Raw genomic sequence first — 23,309 nt, 5'->3', positions numbered from 1 at the left:
CTAACGATCGTAGTCTCGCTCGTACAAGCCCAACAGGGGAGCGAGAATTGCGCCGAATACGAAACTCAGCGTGCGCCCAGTATGCAACACCGTCGGGGTAATTTTGGTTGAATTGTTAGCTCGTAGAGGAACCACAGGTGTTTCAAGTAGACAGAATTGCTACAAGTTTAATTCTGCTGATAAAGAATCGAGCTTGGATGTTACTGTGGTCGAATCTGAGCGAGAAGTAAACACAAATTATCCTCGCGTCTCTAAAGACATATATCTGGTGTTAGAGATTTTTTCTGGCAAAGACAAGTCAAAACTTAAAAATAAGATTAGCGCTTCACACTCCTCATTTCATAGCTCATCAAATATTCTTAAAACTGAAATATTTATCTTTTGTTGTCATTTTCTCATCATTTTTGTTCGTGATGCTAAAGATAGCTAAACAAAAAGTCAGGGAATTTTCCAACCAGTTGCCATAGTTAATGGCACTGTTAGCTACTTCTAGAAACATTTGAGGGAACGCTCGTGAACACCAAACCTATTAAGCAGATTTCTACTATCATCGCGATCGCCACCGTAGCTGTATTGGCAGGCGAACTGTCAGCTCAAGCTCAGACCCTTAGTAACAACGCAGAAGACACGAAAGTTTCAACTTCAGCGGCTGCACTGAGAAATGAACCTGCAAATTCTGTAGTAGCTCAAGTTGACCCTACTTATCCTACGACTCAACCCACAACTCCTACTACTGAGCCGACATATCCCAGCACTCAACCGACTACCCCAACTACAGAACCACCTGCAACTACACCAACTCAGACTACACCAACTCAACCCACTCCAGGTGCAATTGAACCAGGTAGAGCTACTCGTGGTGGTTCCAGCTATGTGGGAGTTGGCGGTAACATCGGTCTGGGCGGTGGCGACACGGCTTTGGGTATCGGGAACTTCACAGTTATCAGTAAAATCGGATTCACGGAAGCTGTCTCTGCCCGTCCTGCTGTCGTATTTGGGGACGATACTACCTTTCTGATTCCAATTACTTATGACTTTACCGTGCAACCTACAGGAGCAGCGACAGAAGCAATCTCTAGTTTTGCACCTTACGTAGGAGGAGGTTTAGCGATCGCCACAGGAGACAACAGCGATGTAGGACCAATGGTAACTGCTGGTGCTGACGTACCTATCGGCGATCGACTCACAGCAAATGCTGGTGTGAATGTCGGCTTCTTTGACAGTACTAGTGTGGGACTGAGTATCGGTGTTGGTTATAACTTTGAAGGACTGTAACAACTATCTACTGCTGTCATATTTGCATCATTTTTGTTCTTAAAGCTAGAAGCAGGATATTAGAAGCGAACAGCTATGAAGCAAGGAGCATTCTTCAGTTTAGCCTTAATAGACATTTTGGGCGCGATCGCTATTCCTATTTTCCCTAGCTTTGCCCAAGCGCAGAGTACAACTAGAATCGGCGATTTGCGACAACGTACTAAGCTCGCTTGGTCGGGCAAGACGCGATCGCGTTGCTTCTCCCGCACCCCCAGCAAAATTGTAAATTTATCCTGTTGTAGTTAATCGATCGCGCTTGGAGGAAAATTATCGTATGCAGCAACGACAGATACTACGGCTACTCGCCATTGGTGTCAGTATTAGTAGCTTAGTATTTGTCGGATGCAGCCAGCAGCGTCGGTTTGGTACGGAACCCCAAACCGAGTCTAAGTCCAATCCAGGCATTCGAGTTCTGCAACGACAACTGGATGTCCCTTACGTCCCGACACCTCAGCCTGTTGTAGAGCGAATGCTAGAAATTGCTAAAGTCAATCGCCACGATGTTGTTTACGACCTTGGTAGTGGCGATGGAAGGCTAGTTATTACAGCCGCACGAAAGTATGGTGCGCGGGGTGTGGGTATAGACATTAATCCCAGGCGGATTCAAGAAGCAAATACTAACGCAAAAGAAGCTGGAGTGACAGACTTGGTAGAGTTTCGCCAACAAGATTTGTTTCAGACAGATTTGAGCAGTGCTACGGTAGTTACCCTTTACCTGCTACCGAGGATTAATCTCAAGCTGCGACCGAAGCTGTTGCAAGAACTCAAACCAGGTACTCGTATTGTTTCTCACAACTATGACATGGGTGACTGGAAGCCCGAAAGAGTCGAACAGATAAATGGCAGCACGATCTACTTGTGGACTGTACCAGAGAAAGTTTCAGAAAACTCGCGCTCTTAAAGTGGTGCAGGTACAACCAACGACAAATGACAATTAATTCACGCAACGGAGAATAACAAATGAACGTTCAAAATCAAACTAATCCCATCAAAAAATTAGCTGGACTTGCAGCAGGTCTAATGATTCTGCCCGTCATCGCTGCTTGCGAACCTCAACAGACAGCACAGACACCTCCTGGTACTGCTCCGACCGCGACTGAGCCATCTCCAGGTGCTACAACATCCCCAGCCGAACCAACACCAGCTACGCCAGGAACTACAACCCCTTCTGCTGGGCAAGCAGAGGCAGCTGATAACCATGTGGTTGATGTAGTACAAGCGAATCCTTCGCTGAAAACCCTTGCCTCTGTCATTGATGAAACAGATGCTAATGAAGTTTTAGAACTTCAGGGTCCATATACGGTGTTCGCACCCTCGGATGATGCTTTCAATGCCCTTCCCGCAGAAACTCGGCAACGCCTGCTACAACCAGAAAATCGCCAACAATTGGCTCAGATTCTTTTTTACCATGTCGTTCCTGGTCAAGTGAGTGCTGACCAACTGCAATCGGGAGACGTGAAAACAGTAGAAGGTGCGAATGTCAACGTTCAGGTTGAGCAAACCGCCAATCGAGTGAGAGTGAATGATGCCACCGTGACGCAGGCAGATATTCCCGCTAGCAATGGCGTAGTTCACATTGTCGATCGCGTTATCTTACCCCCCAACTTTAATATCTAGAGCGTTAGTAATGTCAAAAGTCAAAAGTCAAAGGTCAAAAGCTGAATATTTGTCATGAAAAAGTCAATATAAATACAAAATTTGCGATCTGTAACACCAATTGTTTTGATGTTGGCTGCTGGTTTTACTATTGGTAAAATATCACCAGCGATCGCTCAAGTCAAAAGTCAAGCGCAATCTCCAGAAATTAAACGATTACTACAAACTAAACAATGTTCTGGATACAACCTAAGTGGAGTCAATTTACAGGGAGCCGATTTAGATGAAGCTAACTTACAAGGCGCAAATCTTCAAGGTGCTAATCTGATTCGTGCCGATTTAGAAAAGGCAAATTTACAATCGGCAAATTTACAACAAGCCAGCCTTCAGAGAGCAGATTTAGAAGGAGCAAATCTCACCAAAGCTAATATTAGCAGAGCAAATTTCCAACAAGCAGAATTTGATAATACAGTCATGCCTGATGGAGCAGTTAGGAATAATTGATTTGACTAAATATAGGGAGTAGGGAGTAGGGAGCAGCGACCTACAAAAAAATTGTTATGTTGGGGGAAACAAGCACACCTTATAACAAATAATTATGCCCTTGATTGCTCGCAACGAGACATGCAGCAGTCCTTGTCTCAATCCTATACTTTCAAGCAGAGGTTCCCTACTCCCTACTCGTCCCTGCTCCCTGCTCCCTTTGAATTTTGCCTTATTTTTAATCGAGTTCATGGAGTAAAAATCATGACCGCAGAAGAAAAAAGATTGGCAGAAAACCGTACTCGTCAAGCGTACTGGCGGCGCTGGGGTTCATATTTGAGCGATCGCCAATGGGGTACTGTATCCTTTTACTAAAGTTATGATACAGACGATTAAGTTTCGTCAATCAGTGTTTCACGAACTTAGAAGCTTGTTCTACCTCAAACAAAATTCTGGCTCACTTCTGCGTTACTATCGCACCCGTAATTAGCATCTAACTGTCTGCTGTTTCCTTAACTCATCCACCTACCACGTAAAGATACAAAAGTCAGCAACACTTAGGCAGTAAGCTTTTCATCTGATCTTAGTGCCATTGCGCTCTAGTACCAGTATCCAGTCGCGATCGCGACCGTGGGATGGCGGAATAAAGCGTTTCGTGCCAGCCGCAGCGAATTCGCCGATCGCCTGCCAAGTCCCTTGACGTGGGTTGAACCAGCGTGCTTTCACCTGCTTGCCCGAGATTTGCTCCATTTGTATTGTGACAGCATTGCCAGTTGGCAAATAGAGCATGACATAGCTGCCATCAGCATTCCGCGTCGCCTGAATATGGTTGGGTTGCTCGGCTTGCCCGTCAGCAATCAATTCTTGCGCCGGAACCCGCGTCAAAAACGGTTGCGACTCCATCAGATTGCGTAGATACGTCATTTGAGCCGCACCTGGCGCGTCGAGAGATTTGAACCACGGGATGTCCGCACCTCTCCCCAGCTGTTCGCCTTCGCGAACCCAACCAATAAAGCTGCGATGACCGTAAGTATGACCGAAACCACCCGCAAATACAGCCCAATATGCGGCTTTGCGAACGTGCCAAGGCTGGATTCGCTTGTCCGGTGGCGCATTCCTGCTCAGAGAAAGTGAATTTTCGTATGCAACTTCGGCATCCAGCGTTGGCTTCGGCGGTTCTTTTGCATAGTCCACGGCGATCGTTTTGTAGTTACGAAACTCGAAAGAAGTTGTGGTTTGAATCATGTTAAAGTCGAGCCACTTTTCCTGGTGCAGATGACGCGAAGACGAGCGACCGCCACCGCGAGGGTGGTAAGTCATCAATGTCGTGCTGTAGTCGGCTTGCCCGTCAAATCGCGTGTCACCGTTCGCGCCATCCGCAATTCCCTCGGCTATGGCGCGGGTCATTCTCAGCCGTTCTGGATTGTCAACGTCCCGCTCGCGGACTGGATCTCCGCCCATCACCCAAATCAAGTGCGATTTATGCCGCCAACGGTTGCCAAGGAAATGTCCGTAGCGATAAGCAATCACAGGGTTCTGAACTATTGGGTCGTGATTCGGCACGTTGTTAGCCCAAATCGGCAGCAGAGCCAGATAGAGTCCGTGCGCTTCAGCCTGAGAGACGAACCAGTCAGCCATGTCCCAATAATCGTTGTTAGCACCGTTAGCAATCTGAGGTCGAGCAAAGTTGCCTTGGATAAACGCCGCCTGACCGTAAGCATTTGTACTCTCGGCGTTCCTAACCAAACGACACTGAATCACGTTGAATCTCTTGGCGGCACGATCTTCGAGATAGCGTAACACGGAAGGTTGATTTGGCGCGTCCTCGCGCGTTGCCTTCTGAAGAATTGCCCACGACGTATCGCCCAGCCAAAAGAAAGGCGAACCATCCTCTTTCACCAAAAATCGACCGTTGTGACTGACACGCAGTTGACTCAATTTACTCGTTCGCGCTCCTGCCATGACAGTATTGCAACTCGGTAAGAGGAAACAGACAGCCAGAGGTAACATCCAAAGCAAAAAACGTCTCATAGTTTTCTAGCCCCTGATTTTGGTCGAGGGAAAAATTCTAGGGTTGTAACAGCTCAAACAACTGTTGTTTGCCTTTTTGCAGATATCTAGTGACAGTCATCGGACTCACACCAAGGAATTGAGCTGCTTTTTTGCGAGAAAATTCCTGGAGGAAGACTAATTCAACTGCCTTGCGAGTATTTTCTTCCAATTGGTTCATAGCGAATCGCAATTGGTGTCGCTCTTCTTCTGGTTGTAAAGTGCAAGAACGTCGCTCTGCTATGGTATCGGCTAGTTGAAGCTGACCATCTGACTCTCGAACCAACGTACTATCTAAACTGAAGACACGGCAATTTTGGATGGCTAATTGGCTTTCTCTCCATTCTGACAGCGAGACGCGCAGCGAGCGGGCAATCTCTAAATCCGTCGGAAGACGACCGAGAGAAGAAGCTAATTGTTGGCGGACTTTTTGCCCGCGAGCGTGAAGCTCTTGCCAGCGCCGGGGGATTTTCACCACTCCGGCGCGATCGCGGATAAAATGCAAAATTTCACCGCGAATATAAGGAATTGCAAAAGAACTAAAAGCATATCTTCGATCGGGATTAAAGCGCTCGATCGCGCGAATCAAACCGAAGTATCCAATCTGCTCTAAATCTTCATACGGCTCGGGAGAGCGACGGTACAGTTGACGCGCCATCTGGCGTACTAAACCAGCGTGCCTTCTCACCAGTCGATTGCGTAACCAGAGCGAAGGCTTTTGATAGTAAGAAATCAACAGCTCGATCTCATCAGAGTAGACGTTAGTCCGAGTCACCACCATAAAACACCTCAACCGCGAACGTTATCGAGCGACCACCGCAGAAATTTGAGTCGAGCCGGGAAAGTTCTCGGTCATGCGCTCCATCTTTTGCAGCAACTAGCTTGACAATACTTCTCGGTTAAGCCTTAAGCAGAGTTGGGAATCGCAAAAATAAGTTGCGGTCGTTGGGTTTCCCGCTCGAGATGATGTCGCTTCTTGGCAGGAAACTTTGACCTGGGCTTTTTGACCACTCTCGGATTGACTCTGCCTTGAGGGGGTGGAATTTGAGCATCGAGAATCTCGCGCATCAACCAACTCCAAAAAGGGGAAGTTCATCAGGGGAGACCACTTGAAATTTAGCTACGGCTCGACGCAAAACGTGCAACGTGCCAGTAAAGCTCAAGCACAACGGTGAGATACCTTCTAGTTGTGCCGCTTGCACCATTAACGAACGCACTGCCCAATGCCCGAGCAATAACCCGTAAACCTCCTGCACCACCTCACGGGGCTTGAGCGAACGAATCGGCACCTTGCGTCCAAGTAAATGCGTTTTGACTTCATCTATCGTCGTTTCCACTTGCCACCGTTGATGATATTGCTCGGCTAACAACAGGGCAGGAAACTGTTGCCGGTCGAGCAAGCTGGTAATCAGTCGGTAACTTTGTTGCTGTTCAGGTTGTTGGGCATTGTCAATGGTGTACTCAATCACCCGCACTTGCATTCGGGTTGCTCCTTTTTTCTTTGATTTCCGGTCTGGATAAATCCAACTGAGATAGGAGCCATCCGAGAGCACTTGCTCGACTTCAAACTTGACATTGGCAGGCACTCGTCCCAAGTAATGTCCTCCCCGTGCCACGGTTGCTTGCACCATTGCAAACGAATGCAGTCCTCGGTCCCACATCAGCAGCATTCCTGTGCCAATCGCTCGCAGCAGTCGCAGTGCCCGTCGTCGTTCCCCCATGCGATACGGGCAGATAAGCGCATCAGTAATCAAATGCGTTCCTGCTTCAATTAACAGTACCAGTCGCACTTTGGGAAATGCCGCCTGATGACCAAAGCGAGTTCCGGGATAGCCAAACACCCGTGCATTGGCTTTGCTGTCTGGGATATCCAGCAATGTGCCATCCACTGCCATCAATCGCAACCCGCCTAGAAATGCCCCAGGTGTTTCTGCTGTGGCTAACGGTCGCACCACTTGCTCAAATAACTGCCGCATCACCTGGCATCCCAACTTGGCTCGTGCCTCACTGATTGAGGCACTGTTGGGCACTTTCCAATACTGCGCTAAGCGTGTCCATTGCACACTGAGCCCATCCACCAAGTTCTTGAGCACCTCTCGCATCGCTGCTTTCGACCAAAAGCTGAAGGCGATGACTAAGCACACGACCAAGTGAGCAGGCAGTTTCCGTTGTCGTTGACTTTGGCAATGACTCTTAGCGATTGTCTGATGAATTAACTCGATAGGAATGACAGTTTCAATCGCTTTGAACACTTGTCCTGCTCCAATCGTGGGACTAATCAGGGTGAATTCTCGTAGTTGCATCGGGCAGGGAATGAAAAGGTTATTACATCCTGTAATTTACCAGTTTTGTCCTTAACCGAGAAGTATTGACTAGCTTGAGAGATTCTCGACCGCAACGATCGCTCTCGCACGTCGAGCGCTCTTAGCAAATGTTACAAGCGCTCTGAATCTGAACTTCCGGCATCTTTGCTTTTGGCTTATTCTCTACTCATACTAAAAGCTTGTCAATTGCACGCAGGTACGGGAAAGTTCAGGAGCGATCGCTCGTGATGATGTTAGCCCGATGGCGTACCCTGTTTGCTCGCTCTCTAGATTGCACGTCTTTTGACTGACGAGCGAGGTTTTCCTGCCATGCGACAACGAGCCGCCGTTGCTGCCGATGTATTTTTCCCTCTGCTTCTAACCGCTGGAGGATTGTGGTCACCGTGACCCGATTCGTCCCCAGCGTCTGAGCCAACTGCTGATGGGTCAGCGGCAGATCGAGCAAGCGACCGTTTTCCACGTCGCAACCGAATTTCTGACTCAACCACAGTAGTAGCTGCCACAACTTCTGAGACAGGGGATTGAGATGAACGATGCTCAGGAGTTCTTCGGTTTGCTGCTGCTGGTGAATGATGGCATCGGTGAAATGCGCTCGCTGAGTGTAGGGACAGCAACTGATGACGACATCTGTGAGGCAGTGGATTTCGTAAGGTCGCACTCGTGACAATCGATGTCCCACAACATCTCCCACGCCCCAATAGCCCAAGCAAACTAGCTCGCCTTCAGCAGTCCAAGTCATACTACAGACGACACCTGATTCAATCCGCCATAAAACTTCGCGGTGTTCTGGGAGCTGCGCGCGACGCTTCCATTGCTGTTGGAGCGGTGGAGTGACTAAGCCAACGAGCGGATTTGACTGTTGCATAAAACTCCATCAATTGAGCTTTTTGGTCAACTCATTCGCGACTAGCAGCCGCTACAGCTAGACTTGTTGGTACACCGCCTCAGATGCGACAAACAGACCGAGCGGAACTCGTCACTTCACATCGGCAAAGTATCAACGAACTAACCGAGAGCGTAGCTATGAAATTCATCCAAAGAATAGTTATATTCGCTCAAGTCACGCAAGCTACTTCAGATACCGAATCAAAATTTCTTTCTTTAGATAGAGGTTTAAAAAAACGTTTAGTATTGAATTGCACGTTCCTACTTCACAAAATTTTATTCTCGACTTGACTAGATTGACAAATCATATGGGCTTCTCTAGGGTAAGGCTCTCAAATTTTTGGAATTGCTATCTCATCCGTTGCGCTCAATCGGTAGTTCTTTTTCAGAAAAAGTTTCGCTTGCAAAATCGAAAAAATAGCTCTAACTTGTTTGCGAAAATTCGAGACTATCTAATGTAGTTGCTTCAAAAGTCAAGCAGAAAATCGTCAGTAGGTAGAAGTCATATATTTATCCAATGAAACATCCGAAGCTCTTATTCCTCTGCTGTGCGTTCATCCTGAGTGCGATTCTGCCAGTTTCTTTCGCCTGCGCCGACTTGAAGACCGACGTGCCGCAGCGAGGAGACAGGAACGTCATCTTCGGCGTGAACGACGGCACTGGGTACGATGACTCTCAGGAGTTCAGCCAAATGGTGTCAAAGCGGATCTCTGCCCTTGGTCTCACCGCCGTCCGCACCGGAGCAGATAAGATGAAGTGCGAGCGGGAGGGTGAGCCGTGCGATTTCTCTCGGCGTGACGTAGTGATTCAAGAACACTTGGCTAAAGGGTTAGCCCTTCACATGGTCATCGCTTTCAGGTGGGAACTCGATGTCGCCGGATACGATCCCGTCCAGTGGACGAAGAACTATGCCTGGAAATGCGGTCAAGTGGCTCACCATTGGAAAGATACGGTGCGCTACTACATAGTGGATAACGAACCAGATATTCGCGGTCGAGATGCCAAGCGAGGTCCCGAGACACCCGAAACCGTCGTCCGTATGCAGAAAGCCTGTTACGAGGCAATCAAGCGGGTAGACCCAGGAATACTCGTCGAGTCTGCACCCGCGACCAGACCGAACACCCAATACAACCGCGCTCTCCTCAAGGCAGGTATTGGGAAATATGCCGATCTCATCGGCACTCACATGTACGGGGGTCAGCTCAGGGAAGATGCGATCGCGACACTGCGCAAATGGATGGCGGAGTTCGGTGTCAACAAGCCGGTGGCGATTAGCGAGTGTGGGTCGGACCCGAACTGGTTCAACCCAGGCGGCTCAGACGGAGAGTGGAAAGGGAAGCACGGGCGAGAGGCGCGAGCGTTGTGGCTGCGGGACATGGCTGCCTACGCTCGGCGAAAGAAACTCCACAACGTTCTGTTCTTCAGCATGTTTAGTATTCATGGAGATTGGGAAATGGATAAGGATCGGGCTGCTCTGGCGGCGCTCAAGGACATCGGACACGGGCGATTCTAGCGAGATCGTTTGACTTAATCTCTTGCGCGATCGCTTCTCCCAACCGTGACGATCGATATAGACTGGGGAAAGTCAACATCACTCAGCAGCATAGACAGAGCTACTCGTTTATCTCGTTTGGCGTTATGCCAGATATCTGCGTAAGTGTTCGGCAAGCACTCGGACGTGAGGCTTTTGCAGCATAGTCAAGTGGTTACCAGAAATGTGGTGAACTTGCACGCCCGATCTTACCAATTGACTCCAACCTAAAGTTGGGTCGTGAGATTTTTTTTGCAATTCGGTAGTTCTAAATAGGGCGATCGCTTGAGGGTAAGGTCGAGGTGTATACTTCAAGGTAGCTCGGCTATTGGCAGAAAAAATCTTCATCAGTCGATGAATGGTTAACTCGTCCAGCATTCGTAAAACAGCCGATCGTGGAAGGAGATGGCTAATAGTTGTTCGTTCTAGGGAAGATAGCCATGCGTGCGGAGTCAGAATTTTTTTCATTGTAGAAATTGGATTTGAAGTGCGTAGGCGATCGCTATTATCGTTTCTAGAATGCGCCAGGCGATCGCGAAGCAGCGACCAGTATTCTAAAACAAAAGGATAAATAGAAGCAGGTACGGTTGTCAGGAGAAATTTCAAACCATCGCCCCAGGAAACTCGATTGCTAGAAATAGGAGCGATCGTATCTAATATTGCCAAAAGACTCACTTGCTCTCCTGCTTGGTGTAACTGTTGCGCCATCTCATAGGCAACTAAGCCGCCAAAAGACCAACCACCTAGCTGATAAGGACCATGCGGTTGAACTTGACGCACTGCCTCGATGTAGCCAGTTGCCATCTCCTCAATGCTGGTTAATGGTGGGTGTAAACCGTCCATCCCAAAAGGTTGCAGTCCGTAGAATGGCTGTTCGGTTCCTAAATGATGCGCCAACTCGTGGTATGGCAGAACAACACCGAAAATTGGGTGAATACAGAAGAATGGCGGTTTAAAACCTAGAGGCTGGAGTGGCACAAGGAGCGATCGCTTAGAATTACGTTTAGGCTTTTCCCATTTCTGAATCAGCGGCGCGAATTGCTCAACAGTTGGCGCACCAAAGAGATCGGACAATGGTAGTTTTTGCTCGAATTGCCGCTCTACCTGCTCCAATAACTGGACTGCCAGCAGGGAATTTCCACCTAATTCAAAAAAGTTGTCCTCAATACCCACTTGCTCAAGCTTCAGGATATTTGCCCAAAGTGTTGTTAAGGTTGCTTCAGTAGCAGTTTTAGGAGTAACAAAAAGACGCTCTGGACTACTGATATTAGACTTCATTAAGGCATTTCGATCCACTTTACCATTAGGAGTTAGTGGTAGGGATGGCAGCACTACAAAAGCTGAAGGGATCGAGTAGTCTGGTAATTTTTGCTTGAGAAAGCAGCGCAACTCGTCCGATTTTGGATTTTGGGTCGCACCTTTGGTGCGCTTCCAGCGCAACTTGGATTTTGAATTTGATAAATTAGTCTCTATATTAGGAACAATATAAGCAACTAAACGATAGTTGCTCGACCGATCTTCCTGTGCCAAAACTACAGCTTCTTCTACTGCTGAGTGTTGTAATAGCAGGCTTTCAATTTCTCCCAATTCAATGCGGTAGCCGCGAATTTTCACTTGGCGATCGATGCGTCCAAGGTATTCAAGATTACCATCGCTTAGGTAACGGGCAAGATCTCCGGTTTTGTACAGCCGATGGTCAGGAGTAGGGACGCACAGCTGTGCGCCCCTATGATTTCCATAGATAAACCGTTCAGCAGTCAAATCAGGACGATTCAAATAGCCTCTTGCTAAACCGACTCCGCCAATGTATATTTCACCTGGAATACCGATGGGTTGGGGTTGGAGATGGGCATCGAGGATGTAGATTTGAGTGTTGGCGATCGCCCGACCGATAGTTGTACCTTTACGATCGCTGACTTGGGCAATCGTAGACCAAACAGTTGTTTCCGTCAGCCCGTATGCATTGAAGAAATGGCGATCGCTTGCCCAACGGGCTGCAATTTCCGGCGAACAAGTTTCTCCAGCAGAAATCAGAGTTTGCAGGGCTGGCAATTGAGTGGGTGATAAAGTCTTCAGTACGGCAGGCGGAAGGGTAGCATGAGTGATGGCACGATCTTTGAGATACGAAATCAACTCCGATCCTAGACGTGCTGCTTCTGGCACTAGATATAGGGTTGCTCCTACTGCCCATGCCATGACAATCTCGAAGACAGAAGCATCAAAGCTCAGGGAGGCAAATTGGAGAATTCGATGCTCTGATTTTAGGTCGAAGGTTTGGATTTGAGCTTGAGCTAGATTGCACAGTCCGCGATGTTCGACTAAAACTCCTTTGGGTTGTCCGGTCGAGCCTGAAGTGTAAATTATATAGGCAAGATTGGCAACAGTTACACCACTGTTTATGTTTTCCCCGCTCTGTTGAGCAACGATTTCCCAATCGCGATCGAGGTAGAGTGGTTGAAGATCCCCCCAACCCCCCTTCAAAAGGGGGGCTAAGGATTGAAGATCCCCCCAATCCTCCGAAGAGGGGGCTAAGGATTGAAGATCCCCCCAACCCCCCGAAGAGGGGGCTAAGGATTGAAGATCCCCCCAATCCTCCGAAGAGGGGGCTAAGGATTGAAGATCCCCCCAACCCCCCTTCAAAAGGGGGGCTAAGGATTGTTGTGTTAGTAGGATAGTTATTTGGGCATCCTCTAACATGAACTTGAGACGTTCTGAGGGGTAGGTAGGATCTAAAGGGACATAGGCTCCTTCAGCTTTCAGAATGCCTAAAATGCCCACCATCATTAACAGCGATCGCTCTACGCAAATACCAACTTTGACTTCTGGCGCAACTCCAAGTTTTTGCAAATAGCTTGCAAGTTGGTTGCTACGGTAGTTCAATTCTTGGTAAGTTAATTGCTCGTCTTTATAGACAACAGCGATCGCGTTTGGCGTTTTATCTGCCTGAGCTTCAAATAATTGATGAATGCACTGCGACGGGTAATCTTGCTGAGTAAGATTCCATTCCACTAATAGCTGCTGCCGTTCTGCTGCTGTCAAAATTGGTAAGTCTACCAGTCGTTGATTTGGATTGGCAACAATTCCTTCGAGTAAGGTTTGAAAATGTCCTAGCATTCGGACGATCGTACTGCGATCGAATAGATCGGTACTGTAAATTATCTGCCCTTGCAATCCTGCTGGAGTTTGCCATAAATGAAATTCTAAATCTAATCTGCTCGTACCGTTGTCAAACTCAAACTGACTTAAAGCGAGTCCAGGTAATTCTAAAGCTGTAATCGGCGTATTTTGCAGTGCGATCGCCACAGAAAATAGAGGATGGCGGCTCAAGTCGCGTTCTGGGTGCAACTCCTCCACTAACTTCTCGAAGGGTAAATCTTGATGTGCATAGGCTCCTAGCGTCACTTCCCGCACTCGTCCCAGTAATTCTTGAAAAGTAGGGTTGCCTGATAAATGTGTTCGCAGCACTAGACTATTGACAAAAAAGCCAATTAATGGCTCTATTTCGGGGCGGTTACGGTTAGCTATGGGCGATCCAACGGCAATATCTTCTTGTCCCGTATAACGATATAACAATGTTTGAAATGCTGCCAACAAAGTCATGAACAGGGTAACACCTGATTGCTGACTGAAAGCTTCTAGGGACTGAGTGAGATTTTTTGATAGCTGAAAATTTTGTGTCGCACCTCGGTAGTTTTGAATTGCTGAGCGCGCTCTGTCAGTGGGAAGATTTAAAACCGAAAGATCGGTTAACTGCGATCGCCAGTAGGACAGTTGCGACTCCAACACTTCCCCTTGCAACCACTCCTGCTGCCAGTGGGCAAAGTCAGCATATTGAATGGGCAAATCTGCTAGAGGAGAAGATTTATTACTACTAAAGGCAGTGTAGAGCGTGCCGAGTTCTTGCACCAGCACGCCGATCGACCAACCATCGGCAATAATGTGGTGCAGATTCAATAGTAGGATGTATTCAGATGCATCTAATTGAAAGATTGTCAACCGTAACAGCAAATCTGCGCTCAGGTTGAAGGGGCGCTGAGATTGCGCGATCGCCTGTTGTCTTGCGGCTGCTTCGCGATCGCTTGCAGGTAAAGTACGTAAGTCTACAATAGCGAGAGGTACACTCACACTGTCTACCACAACTTGATGCAGTTGTCCATCTGACATTTCAAATCTTGTTCGTAAAGCTTCGTGACGGCGCACGATTTCGTTAAATGTTTGCTCTAAGGCAGTAATGTTGAGGTGTCCGTGCAAGCGAATCGCAGCCGAGATGTTGTAGAAGGGATTTCCAGGCGCTAAGGCGTGAAGAAACCACAATCGCTGCTGGGCGAACGATGCCGGAAAGACAAATTCAGCGTGCGAGACAGGATTGGTATTCAACGATCGCCTTCCTCTTTATCGCGGTTGAGGGACGATCGCAGGCGACGATGAGCGTCGCGAGAAAGAGGAACAATCTGGGGCGTTTGTTGCGGCTGGTTGCTCTGTAAATGGGCGATCGCTTTGGCAAGTTGGGCGACTTGGGGTGACTCAAACACGCTGCGTAAAGGTAACTCTACACCGAATACATCGCGGATACGGGAAGTTAGTTGAGTTGCTAGCAGCGAATGCCCCCCTAACTGGAAGAAGTTGTCATGCAGTCCTACAAGCTTGAGTCCTAGCAGTTCAGCCCAAATATTCGCAAGTTTCTGCTCGATGGGCGATCGCGGTGTATCGTCAGCCCCCCATTGTTTTATCAACTCTGGTGCAGGAAGGGCGCGACGGTTGACTTTGCCATTCGGTGTCAGGGGTAGTGCTTCTAATACTACAAAGGCAGAAGGTATCATGTACTGGGGTAAGTTTTGCTCTAAGTCACTTCGCAGTTGGGAAATCAGGTGACGAGCAAACTGTGTCTGTAAAGGATCGTTAGCGTAAGTTTTCCAAGGACGAGTTGGATTCACCTGCTGTTGAAAAGGCAATAACGCACTATTTTTTGTGGCGGATTGATGCTGGAAGATAGCATCATAACATCCCGTACTATCTGCATTTGACCAACTCACGTCAACAGTGTAAGACAGTTCTGCCGCTAAATCCCACCAATCTTCCGGTTCAATACCCGATGATGCTACTTGTTCTAATGCTTCGCGCATTTTGCCTGCGGTTTTGGGTGCTTGCGTTGCTTCTTCTAGCCATTGAGCCGTTTTGACTGCTCCTACGACACGGGCATTTGGAATTCCTGTAATCTTGAGTACTGCTGGCTGAGTTTTAACTAAATGCTCGCGCACCTGGGCAAGGTTTAAATTGTCTTGAGTCCAATTCAGTTGGGACGATCTCCCTAACCCTTCTTGGGAAGGCGGGCATGAAGATCCCCCCAACCCCCCTTGGAAAGGGGGGCATAAAGATCTTGCTAACTCTTCTTGGGGAGGGCAATGAGATCCCCCCAACCCCCCTTGGAAAGGTGGGCATGAAGATCCCCCCAACCCCCCTTGAAAAGGGGGACAATGAGATCCTTCTAACTGCCCATGAGAAGAGGAGCAATTTGATTCAATATGTAAAATTACGTTGTAGCGAAACTGAGTTAATTCATTACAATATCGACCGCGTGTGAGCTGAATTTGGATGTGACCGATCCGTTCCAAATGCTGTTTCAAAGCGTGAAAGAAAGCAGGATCGATCGCCAGTTCCGTCTCCTGAAATATCGCCGTCTGTACCTGCTGTTGCAGATGCTCTCGACTTACGGTATTATCTGCCCGCTCCAATTGAACCGCAGCATGAAAAGCTGACAACAAGGGGAGACTTCGTACATCGCCAATAAAGACAAAGCCACCAGGGGCAACAGTGTGAATTGCTTGTTCCAGCACTTGCAGGAGATAATCTACGCTAGGAAAGTACTGCACGACCGAATTGAGAATCACTGCATCAAAGCTATTTGCCTCTAGACCTTCAAAGTCAGTCGCCATCCTCTGAAGTAACTTTACTTGAGGCAATGGTTGAGTTGCCAACTGTTGCTCGATGTATTCAATGGATGCAGATGAGAAATCAGTTCCCCAATACCCAGTACAGTGTGGCGCAATTTGAAACAGCAATAAACCCGTACCGCAACCAATTTCTAATACCCGCTGAGGCTGCAAACTCAAAATCTGCTGAGTGCGATCGCTCACCCATTGTTGCATTTGCTTTTTTGGAATGGGTCGATTCGTATAGCTACTATTCCAGCCTACGATGTTGAAAGTAGCATCGCTGTTTGTCGCAGGCTGATGATAAGTCTGGTCGTAAAGATTTTGCCATTGCTTAACTTGCTCGTGCTGCAACTGCTGTTCTAGAGGGGGAATCGGTAGGGGCGCACGGCTGTGCGCCCGTACAAGAGAGTCGGGAGTCGGGGAAGAAAAATTTTGGCGATCGCTAGTAGTGAATCTATGGGAATCTCTGTCTTGCGGTACGATGTAGGCGACTATACGCTTATCTGTAGCATTCTCATGGGCGATCGCCACAGCCTCTCGGACTGTTGGGTGTTGCAGCAGTAGTGTTTCTATTTCGCCTAATTCAATCCGAAATCCCCGAATTTTTACCTGATTATCAATGCGATCGACAAATTCAAGATTGCCATCGGGAAGATAGCGGGCGAGATCTCCGGTTTTATATAAACGGGAGTCGGGAGTCGGGAGTCGGGAGTTGGGAGTTGGTTGTTGGTAATTGTGAATTATCAATTGTGAATTGTGAATTGAATTGTCCTCCCTGCTCCCTAAACAGACAAACCGTTCATCCGTCAACTGGGGACGATTTAAATAGCCCCGTGCTAACCCATCACCGCTAATGTACAATTCGCCAACGACTCCAATTGGTACGGGCTGGAGGTGAGAGTCTAAAAGATAGATTTGGGTGTTAGAAATGGGACGACCAATGGATGGCTTGTTGTCATTATTATCAGTAGCACCTAACTGAGCAACTGTCGCCCAGATTGTTGCTTCTGTTGGTCCATAGGCGTTAAAAAAGCGACGACCTACAGCCCATTGCTGCACAATTTCGCGTTTAACAGCTTCACCGCCAGAAATTACTGTTTGAAGAGTGGGCAGTTCTGCTGCTGGTAAAACTGCTAGAACCGCAGGGGGGAGAATAGTAGTATCGATCGCCTTGTCTTGTAAGAATTGAATTAGTTCGGCTCCTGGTAAATGGGCTGTTTTAGGAGGGATGTAAAGGCTAGCGCCAACTCCAAACGCTAGTAACATTTCAAAGACAGACGCATCAAAACTGAGGGAGCTAAATTGTAGAATCCGATTTTTTGGTTGTAGTTTGAATATTTGAATTTGAGCTTGGACGACGTTACATAGTCCTCGATGCTCTACTAAAACTCCTTTCGGTTTTCCGGTCGAGCCAGAGGTGTAGATGACGTAAGCTAGGTTATTTGTTGTTACGCTGATGTTGGGTGTTTCATCGCTGTGGGTGGCGATGGTTTCCCAGTCAGTATCTAGGCAGATTAGACGATCCCCCCAACCCCCCTTCAAAAGGGGGGCTAATTCTGGTTCTTCGTTTCCAGGCTCAGTCCGATCCCCCCAACCCCCCTTCAAAAGGGGGGCTAAAGAACTCTGGGTTAGCACGATCGCCACTTGAGTATCGTCAAGCATGAACTTTAGGCGATCGCTGGGATAATTTGGATCGAGGGGAATATAAGCTCCGCCTGCTTTCCAAATGCCCAGTATACCTACTACCATTTCTAGGGAGCGATCGCTACAAATTCCTACTAGGGATTCAGAAGTCACGCCTAATTGTTGTAAATAGTGCGCTAATTGATTGGCACGTCGATCCAATTGCTGGTAAGTTAGTTGCTCGTCGGCAAAAACAACAGCAACAGCATCGGGCGATTGCGCTGCTTGTGCCTGAAATAACTGATGAATGCACCGTTCTGGATAATCGCAGCTAGTTTGATTCCATTCCACCAACAATTGATGGTATTCTGCTGCGCTCAATAGGGGTAAGTTGGCAATGCGTGTATCGGGATTGGTAACTATGCCTTCTAACAAGATTTGGAAGTGAGCTAGCATTCGAGCGATCGTGGATGCATCAAATAGATCGGTGTTGTATGCTACGAAACCGCTCAGTCCATCTACCGATCCTTCCCACAAACTATTCAACCCGCGATCGCACTCCCACAAATGCAACTCTAGATCGAATCGCGTGGTAGTCACGTCAAACTTCAATGGGTTCAACGTTAACCCAGGTAACTCTAAGGGTTGCATCGGGGCATTCTGAAGCGCAAAGACGACTTGAAACAAAGGGTTGCGGCTCAAGTCTCGCTCTGGGTGCAACTCTTCTACTAACTTCTCAAAAGGTAAGTCTTGATGGGCATAGGCTCCTAATGTCACTTGTCGCACTCGTTCCAGTAGCTCTCGAAAAGTGGGATTGTTGGAGAGATCGACGCGCAGCACTAGGCTATTGACAAAAAAGCCAATTAATGGCTCTATTTGGCTATGCTTGCGGTTAGCTATGGGCGATCCAACGGCAATATCTTCTTGTCCGGTATAGCGATGTAGCAACGTTTGAAATGCTGCTAGCAAGGTCATAAACAGAGTTACGCTTGCTTGCTGACTTAGGGCTTCTAGGGACTGGGTGAGAGTTTTTGGTAACTTTAGGCTTTGTGTTGCACCGTGATAGGTTTGTACGGCAGGGCGAGTTCTATCGGTGGGAAGATTCAGAATCGGTAGATCTGCCAGATGCGATCGCCAGTAGGACAGTTGAGACTCCAATACTTGCCCTTGCAGCCATTGCCGTTGCCAATAGGCAAAATCGGCATACTGGATCGGCAATTCTGGTAATGGGTAAGGTTTGCTTTCACTCTTAGCAGTGTAGAGTAATCCCAGTTCTCGCACCAGTACCCCCAGCGACCAACCATCGGCAACAATGTGGTGTAGATTCAGCAACAGGACGTATTCAGCTGCATCTAACTGCAACAATTTCACTCGCAGTAGCAGATCGGTCGCTAGGTTAAATGGCTGTTGGGCTTCTTCTGTAGCGATTTGCTGGGCTGTGAGTTGTCGTTCGTTTGGGGGTAAATGCCGCAAATCCACAACAGGCAGAGATAAATTGACTTTTTCAGCAACGATCTGAACGGGTTGCCCGTCCAGCTTGACGAAGTTGGTACGCAAGGCTTCGTGACGATCGACGATCGCCCCAAAAGCCTGTTTTAAAGCCACATAGTCAAGTTTCCCTTGCAGCCGAACTGAAAAAGGTATGTTGTAAAAAGGGTTGTTAGGTACTAAGCGATCCAAAAACCACAATCGCTGCTGAGCGAATGACAGAGGTAGAGAGCAATCGCGCGATATTCTTACCAACTGGGGAGAGCGATCGATTTGAGCATTTGCTTGGTGCAGCAAGGCGATCAGCTCAGATTTGCGATCGACAATTTTTGCACGTAACTGGGGGGATAATACCCCTTCAGGAGCGTTACAGCGCAAGCTTTCTCCCTCAACGAAAAGCTGAATATCTAAAGAGCGGAGGTAGGCTAAGAACTCAATACTTGTCAAAATTCCACCTCCTCGCGATTTTGAGCGGATGTCTCAGCCTCAGACGTTTGTAACCGATCTGCGCCACGGATCGTATCAATATATTGCGCGATCGCTACAATCGTTGGTGTTTCAAATAGAACTCCCAGTGGCACTTCTACCCCAAGGCGATCGCGTATTCTCGAAACTAATTGTGTAGCTAAGAGCGAATGTCCGCCCAACTCAAAAAAATCGTCGCTTATACCTACTTGTCGCCCCAACGTTTCCGCCCAAAGCTGCGCTAACTGAGCTTCAACCGACGTTCGCGGTGCAAGAGTTGGTAGATCGACAGAAGTAAAATCGGGTGAGGGAAGTGCCTGCCGATCTACTTTGCCGTTAGGTGTTAGAGGCAAAGCCTTCAAGACTACAAAAGCGGAAGGCATCATGTAATTTGGCAGTTTTGTTTTGAGGAAGCTTCGCAGATCGCCGATCCCCCCTAGTCCCCTTTGAGAAGGAGGGAATTCATTTGCCCCGATCCCCCCTAGTCCGCCTTGCGAAGGAGAAAATTCGCTAGCCCCCCTTTTTAAGGGGGGTTGGGGGGATCTCTTCGTGTTGAGAACGATGTAAGCAACCAAACGGCGATCGCTACTCCCATCCTCCCGCACCACAACAACAGTTTCTTCTACACTTGGATACTGCTTCAAGACTGTTTCAATCTCGCCCAACTCAATCCGAAAACCTCGCAACTTAATTTGCGCGTCAGTACGACCAACAAATTCGAGATTGCCATCAGGAAGATAGCGGGCGAGATCTCCGGTTTTGTAGAGGCGATTGGTAATTGGTAGTTGGTAGTTGGTAGTTGGTGGTTGGTTATTACTCTCCCCTGCTCCTCTGCTCCTCTGCTCCTCTGCTCTGTTCCCCGACTCCTGTACGGGCGGGTTTAATTGCAGAAATCTTTGATTTTCACAGGGATCTTCAAAAAAAACCGCCCCTACGACTCCCGACTCCCGACTCTTACAGACAAACCGTTCATCCGTCAACTGAGGACGATTCAAATATTCTTTTGCTAATCCATCGCCACCAATGTAAATTTCTCCTGTAACGCCAATAGGTACGGGTTTTAGGTGGGCATCTAGTAGGTAAATTTGAGTGTTAGCAACAGGACGACCAATCGGAATTGATGTTGCTGCTTCTGGTACGTCTTGCACTTCATACCAGGAAGTAAATGTAGTGTTTTCAGTCGGTCCATATACGTGCAGCAAATGTGCGGGTGCGCCGTGCTGCTTGACTGCTTTGACCCACCTGACATCAACTGCTTCACCCCCAAATAGCAAGTAGCGCAGCAAACGAAAACAGTCAGGTACTTCCCGCGCCATGTGATTGAATAAGGCAGTTGTCAAAAATAGGATGCTAATTTCCTGTTGTCGAATCTCTTGGGCAAACTTTTGGGGAGAAAGCATGACTTCGCGATCGCACCCCACTAATTGCGCTCCATTTAGCAGTGCGCCCCAAATCTCAAAGGTTGCTGCATCAAATGACAGATTGGCACATTGAGCGACTTTATCCCCAGGTTCTAAGGTGATGTAGTTGGTGTTGCATACTAATCTATTTACGGCTCGATGGGATACTGCTACGCCCTTTGGGGTTCCCGTGGAGCCAGAAGTATAAATTACGTAGGCAAGGTTATCTACGGTTGTTCGATCGCTTGGGTTCTGCTCGCTTTCAAGTGCGATCGCTTCCCAATCCTTTTCCAAACAAACAATCTTTAAATTCCGATCTCCCCAACTGAGCTTAAAAAGGGGGGCTAATGCTTGTTGCGTCACCAGCACAGATACTTGAGCATCCTCCACCATGAACTGCAAGCGATCGGGGGGATAGGTAGGATCTAGAGGAACGTAAGCTGCTCCGGCTTTGAGGATACCTAGTAAAGAAGCGATCGCCATTGGAGAAGGTTCCATGCAGATACCTACCAGAGTTTCGCAACCTACACCTAGTTTTCGCAAATAATGCGCTAGTTGGTTGCTACCACTATTCAACTCATGATAAGTATATTGCCGCTCTCCAAAGCTAACTGCAATCGCATTTGGACTTTGTTTTACCTGAAGTTCAAACAATTGGTGAATGCAGCGCTCTGGATAACTACGTCCAGTTTGATTCCACTCTACTAATTGATGCTGCTCTGCGGCGCTCAAAATCGGTAGATCTGCTAAATTTGTGTCGGGATCGGTAACGACTCCGGTTAATAACGTTTGGAAATGAGTGAGCATCCGCGCGATCGCACTTGGCTCAAACAGCTCGGTGTTGTAAACTAAAACACCACGCAATCCCTCCGACTGCTGCCACCCGTCACCCCACAAACTCCTAAAGTTTTCGGCGCACTCCCATAGATAAAACTCTAGATCGAACCGAGCGGTTGTTGTTTCCACTTTGAAGGAAGAGAGCGAGAGTTTAGGTAGCGTTAGCTGTTCTATAGGTGCGTTTTGCAGCGCAAATACCACTTGAAACAATGGGTTGCGGCTTCCTTGACGTTCTGGATGCAACTCTTCTACTAACTTCTCAAAGGGTAAATCTTGATGAGCGTAGGCTTCTACCGTCACCTGTCGCACTCTCGCCAGCAACTCGCGAAAGCTGGGATTACCTGATAGATCGGTGCGTAGAACTAAACTATTAGCAAAAAAGCCGATTAAATCCTCCAATTCCCGCCGATTGCGATTGGCGATTGGCGATCCTACAGCTATATCGGTCTGCCCTGTATAGCGATATAACAATACTTGGAACGCTGCTAGTAATGTCATGAACAGCGTTACGCCTTCTTGATGACTCAGTGCCAAAAGTGCTTGAGATAAGTCTTGTGGTAACTCTATTAACTCAATTGCTCCCCGATCGCCTCGTTCTTTTGGACGGCAACGATTGCTCTCGACCTCTAGAACGGATAAATTCTGCAACTGCGATCGCCAGTAAGATAGTTGCGATTCTAGCACTTCCCCTTGCAACCATTGTCGTTGCCAGTGGGCAAAGTCAGCATATTGAATTGACAGTTCGGGCAAAGGGGAAGGTTTACCCCTACTAAAAGCAGAGTAGAGCAATTCTAGTTCTCGAATTAGGATCGCGATCGACCACTCATCAAAAACGATGTGGTGCAGATTGATGACCAAAACATACTCTGACTCGTCTAGTTGTAGCAGCATTACTCGCAGCAGAGAACCCCGATCCAGGTTAAAAGGCTGCTGGATCTCCCGCGCGATCGCCTGTTGCGCTGCTGCTTCCCGTTCGCTTGCCGGCAACTGCTGTAAATCGGATATCTTCAGGAATACCTTTGAATGGGGCGTAATTAGTTGTACGGGTTGCCCCTCTTGCACTCCGAAGTTGGTACGCAATATTTCGTGACGGCGGACAATTTCATTAAAGCTTTCTTCTAACGCTTTTAAATCAAGCACGCCCGATAGACGAACCGTCGTCGGCACATTATAAAACGAAGTAGCAGGAAATAGGCGATCGAGAAACCAAAGCCGTTGTTGTGCAAACGATGCCGGAAAAACAAAGACTTCCTCAGAAATGTTATCGAGCGATCCTATTGAAGTCATTGACGAATCTGCCTGCGCGATCGGCTGACTCTATCTAACAAAGATGGAGTATACAATTTATCTGCACTGAGATAGAGATAGAGCTATTTCATGC

15 protein-coding genes are annotated in these 23,309 nt (G+C 47.9%); 6 read left to right on the top strand and 9 right to left on the bottom strand.

Annotated elements, in window-relative coordinates:
* Entirely contained in the window at window positions 1-135 is a 135-nt protein-coding gene (locus tag QH73_RS28705) for a hypothetical protein (protein WP_286194074.1), read from the bottom strand.
* Window positions 136-513: 378 nt separating this feature from the next.
* On the opposite strand from QH73_RS28705, the gene QH73_RS08395 reads away from it, so the two are divergent.
* From QH73_RS08395 to QH73_RS08375, 5 genes are all read left to right on the top strand, one after another.
* Window positions 514-1,275: a hypothetical protein gene (locus QH73_RS08395; RefSeq protein WP_039716777.1), complete on the top strand. Its 762-nt coding sequence runs from the start codon at window positions 514-516 to the stop codon at window positions 1,273-1,275.
* Between the two features lie 75 nt (window positions 1,276-1,350).
* Window positions 1,351-1,560, top strand: coding sequence for a hypothetical protein (locus QH73_RS27745; RefSeq protein WP_201278051.1), 210 nt, complete (start codon window positions 1,351-1,353; stop codon window positions 1,558-1,560).
* Between the two features lie 28 nt (window positions 1,561-1,588).
* Window positions 1,589-2,215 (top strand): SAM-dependent methyltransferase, encoded by a 627-nt coding sequence (locus tag QH73_RS08385; protein WP_039716778.1) that lies wholly within the window; start codon window positions 1,589-1,591, stop codon window positions 2,213-2,215.
* Window positions 2,216-2,274: 59 nt separating this feature from the next.
* Window positions 2,275-2,931, top strand: coding sequence for a fasciclin domain-containing protein (locus QH73_RS08380; RefSeq protein ID WP_039716779.1), 657 nt, complete (start codon window positions 2,275-2,277; stop codon window positions 2,929-2,931).
* Window positions 2,932-3,012: 81 nt separating this feature from the next.
* Window positions 3,013-3,414 (top strand): pentapeptide repeat-containing protein, encoded by a 402-nt coding sequence (locus QH73_RS08375; protein ID WP_236146948.1) that lies wholly within the window; start codon window positions 3,013-3,015, stop codon window positions 3,412-3,414.
* Window positions 3,415-3,966: 552 nt separating this feature from the next.
* On the opposite strand, the gene QH73_RS08370 is transcribed toward QH73_RS08375, so the two are convergent.
* The 5 genes from QH73_RS08370 to QH73_RS28095 all read right to left on the bottom strand — a co-directional run bounded on the left by QH73_RS08370 (window position 3,967) and on the right by QH73_RS28095 (window position 9,342).
* Window positions 3,967-5,424, bottom strand: a complete 1,458-nt coding sequence (locus tag QH73_RS08370; RefSeq protein WP_132866824.1) for a glycoside hydrolase family 140 protein — start codon at window positions 5,422-5,424, stop codon at window positions 3,967-3,969.
* Window positions 5,425-5,461: 37 nt separating this feature from the next.
* Window positions 5,462-6,223 carry a sigma-70 family RNA polymerase sigma factor gene (locus QH73_RS08365; RefSeq protein ID WP_039716781.1) on the bottom strand — a complete coding sequence of 254 codons (762 nt, stop codon included), beginning with the start codon at window positions 6,221-6,223 and terminating at the stop codon, window positions 5,462-5,464.
* Window positions 6,224-6,509: 286 nt separating this feature from the next.
* On the bottom strand, window positions 6,510-7,655 hold the full coding sequence (locus QH73_RS08360) for an IS4 family transposase (protein WP_309476474.1): 1,146 nt from the start codon (window positions 7,653-7,655) through the stop codon (window positions 6,510-6,512).
* 319 nt (window positions 7,656-7,974) lie between these two features.
* Entirely contained in the window at window positions 7,975-8,631 is a 657-nt protein-coding gene (locus tag QH73_RS08355) for a Crp/Fnr family transcriptional regulator (RefSeq protein WP_039716782.1), read from the bottom strand.
* A 555-nt stretch (window positions 8,632-9,186) separates the two neighbouring features.
* Window positions 9,187-9,342, bottom strand: coding sequence for a hypothetical protein (locus QH73_RS28095; RefSeq protein WP_236146947.1), 156 nt, complete (start codon window positions 9,340-9,342; stop codon window positions 9,187-9,189).
* Here QH73_RS28095 and QH73_RS08350 point away from each other — a divergent pair, their 5' ends adjacent.
* Window positions 9,343-10,164 carry a hypothetical protein gene (locus QH73_RS08350; protein WP_236146946.1) on the top strand — a complete coding sequence of 274 codons (822 nt, stop codon included), beginning with the start codon at window positions 9,343-9,345 and terminating at the stop codon, window positions 10,162-10,164. It abuts the gene before it with no gap.
* 123 nt (window positions 10,165-10,287) lie between these two features.
* On the opposite strand, the gene QH73_RS08345 is transcribed toward QH73_RS08350, so the two are convergent.
* The 3 genes from QH73_RS08345 to QH73_RS08335 are packed head-to-tail and all read right to left on the bottom strand — an operon-like array spanning window position 10,288 to window position 23,215.
* Window positions 10,288-14,559, bottom strand: coding sequence for a non-ribosomal peptide synthetase (locus tag QH73_RS08345; protein ID WP_039716784.1), 4,272 nt, complete (start codon window positions 14,557-14,559; stop codon window positions 10,288-10,290).
* Entirely contained in the window at window positions 14,556-19,673 is a 5,118-nt protein-coding gene (locus QH73_RS08340) for a non-ribosomal peptide synthetase (protein ID WP_039716785.1), read from the bottom strand. Before QH73_RS08340 ends, QH73_RS08345 begins: the two co-directional genes overlap by 4 nt.
* Window positions 19,670-23,215 (bottom strand): non-ribosomal peptide synthetase, encoded by a 3,546-nt coding sequence (locus QH73_RS08335; RefSeq protein WP_039716786.1) that lies wholly within the window; start codon window positions 23,213-23,215, stop codon window positions 19,670-19,672. The genes QH73_RS08340 and QH73_RS08335 overlap by 4 nt, the downstream gene beginning before the upstream one ends.
* Between the last annotated feature and the right edge of the window lie 94 nt (window positions 23,216-23,309).

Origin of the sequence: Scytonema millei VB511283 (genome assembly GCF_000817735.3) — a bacterium.
GTDB lineage: Bacteria > Cyanobacteriota > Cyanobacteriia > Cyanobacteriales > Chroococcidiopsidaceae > Chroococcidiopsis > Chroococcidiopsis millei_B.
This window is presented reverse-complemented; position numbering and strand designations above follow the sequence as displayed.

What these genes read in the sequence shown, in the direction of transcription:
- QH73_RS08355 (WP_039716782.1), bottom strand. Translation starts at nt 8,631, where the DNA reads ATGCAACAGTCAAATCCGCTCGTTGGCTTAGTCACTCCACCGCTCCAA.
- QH73_RS27745 (WP_201278051.1), top strand. Translation starts at nt 1,351, where the DNA reads ATGAAGCAAGGAGCATTCTTCAGTTTAGCCTTAATAGACATTTTGGGC.
- QH73_RS08365 (WP_039716781.1), bottom strand. Translation starts at nt 6,223, where the DNA reads ATGGTGGTGACTCGGACTAACGTCTACTCTGATGAGATCGAGCTGTTG.
- QH73_RS08385 (WP_039716778.1), top strand. Translation starts at nt 1,589, where the DNA reads ATGCAGCAACGACAGATACTACGGCTACTCGCCATTGGTGTCAGTATT.
- QH73_RS08350 (WP_236146946.1), top strand. Translation starts at nt 9,343, where the DNA reads ATGGTGTCAAAGCGGATCTCTGCCCTTGGTCTCACCGCCGTCCGCACC.
- QH73_RS08370 (WP_132866824.1), bottom strand. Translation starts at nt 5,424, where the DNA reads ATGAGACGTTTTTTGCTTTGGATGTTACCTCTGGCTGTCTGTTTCCTC.
- QH73_RS08335 (WP_039716786.1), bottom strand. Translation starts at nt 23,215, where the DNA reads ATGACTTCAATAGGATCGCTCGATAACATTTCTGAGGAAGTCTTTGTT.
- QH73_RS08380 (WP_039716779.1), top strand. Translation starts at nt 2,275, where the DNA reads ATGAACGTTCAAAATCAAACTAATCCCATCAAAAAATTAGCTGGACTT.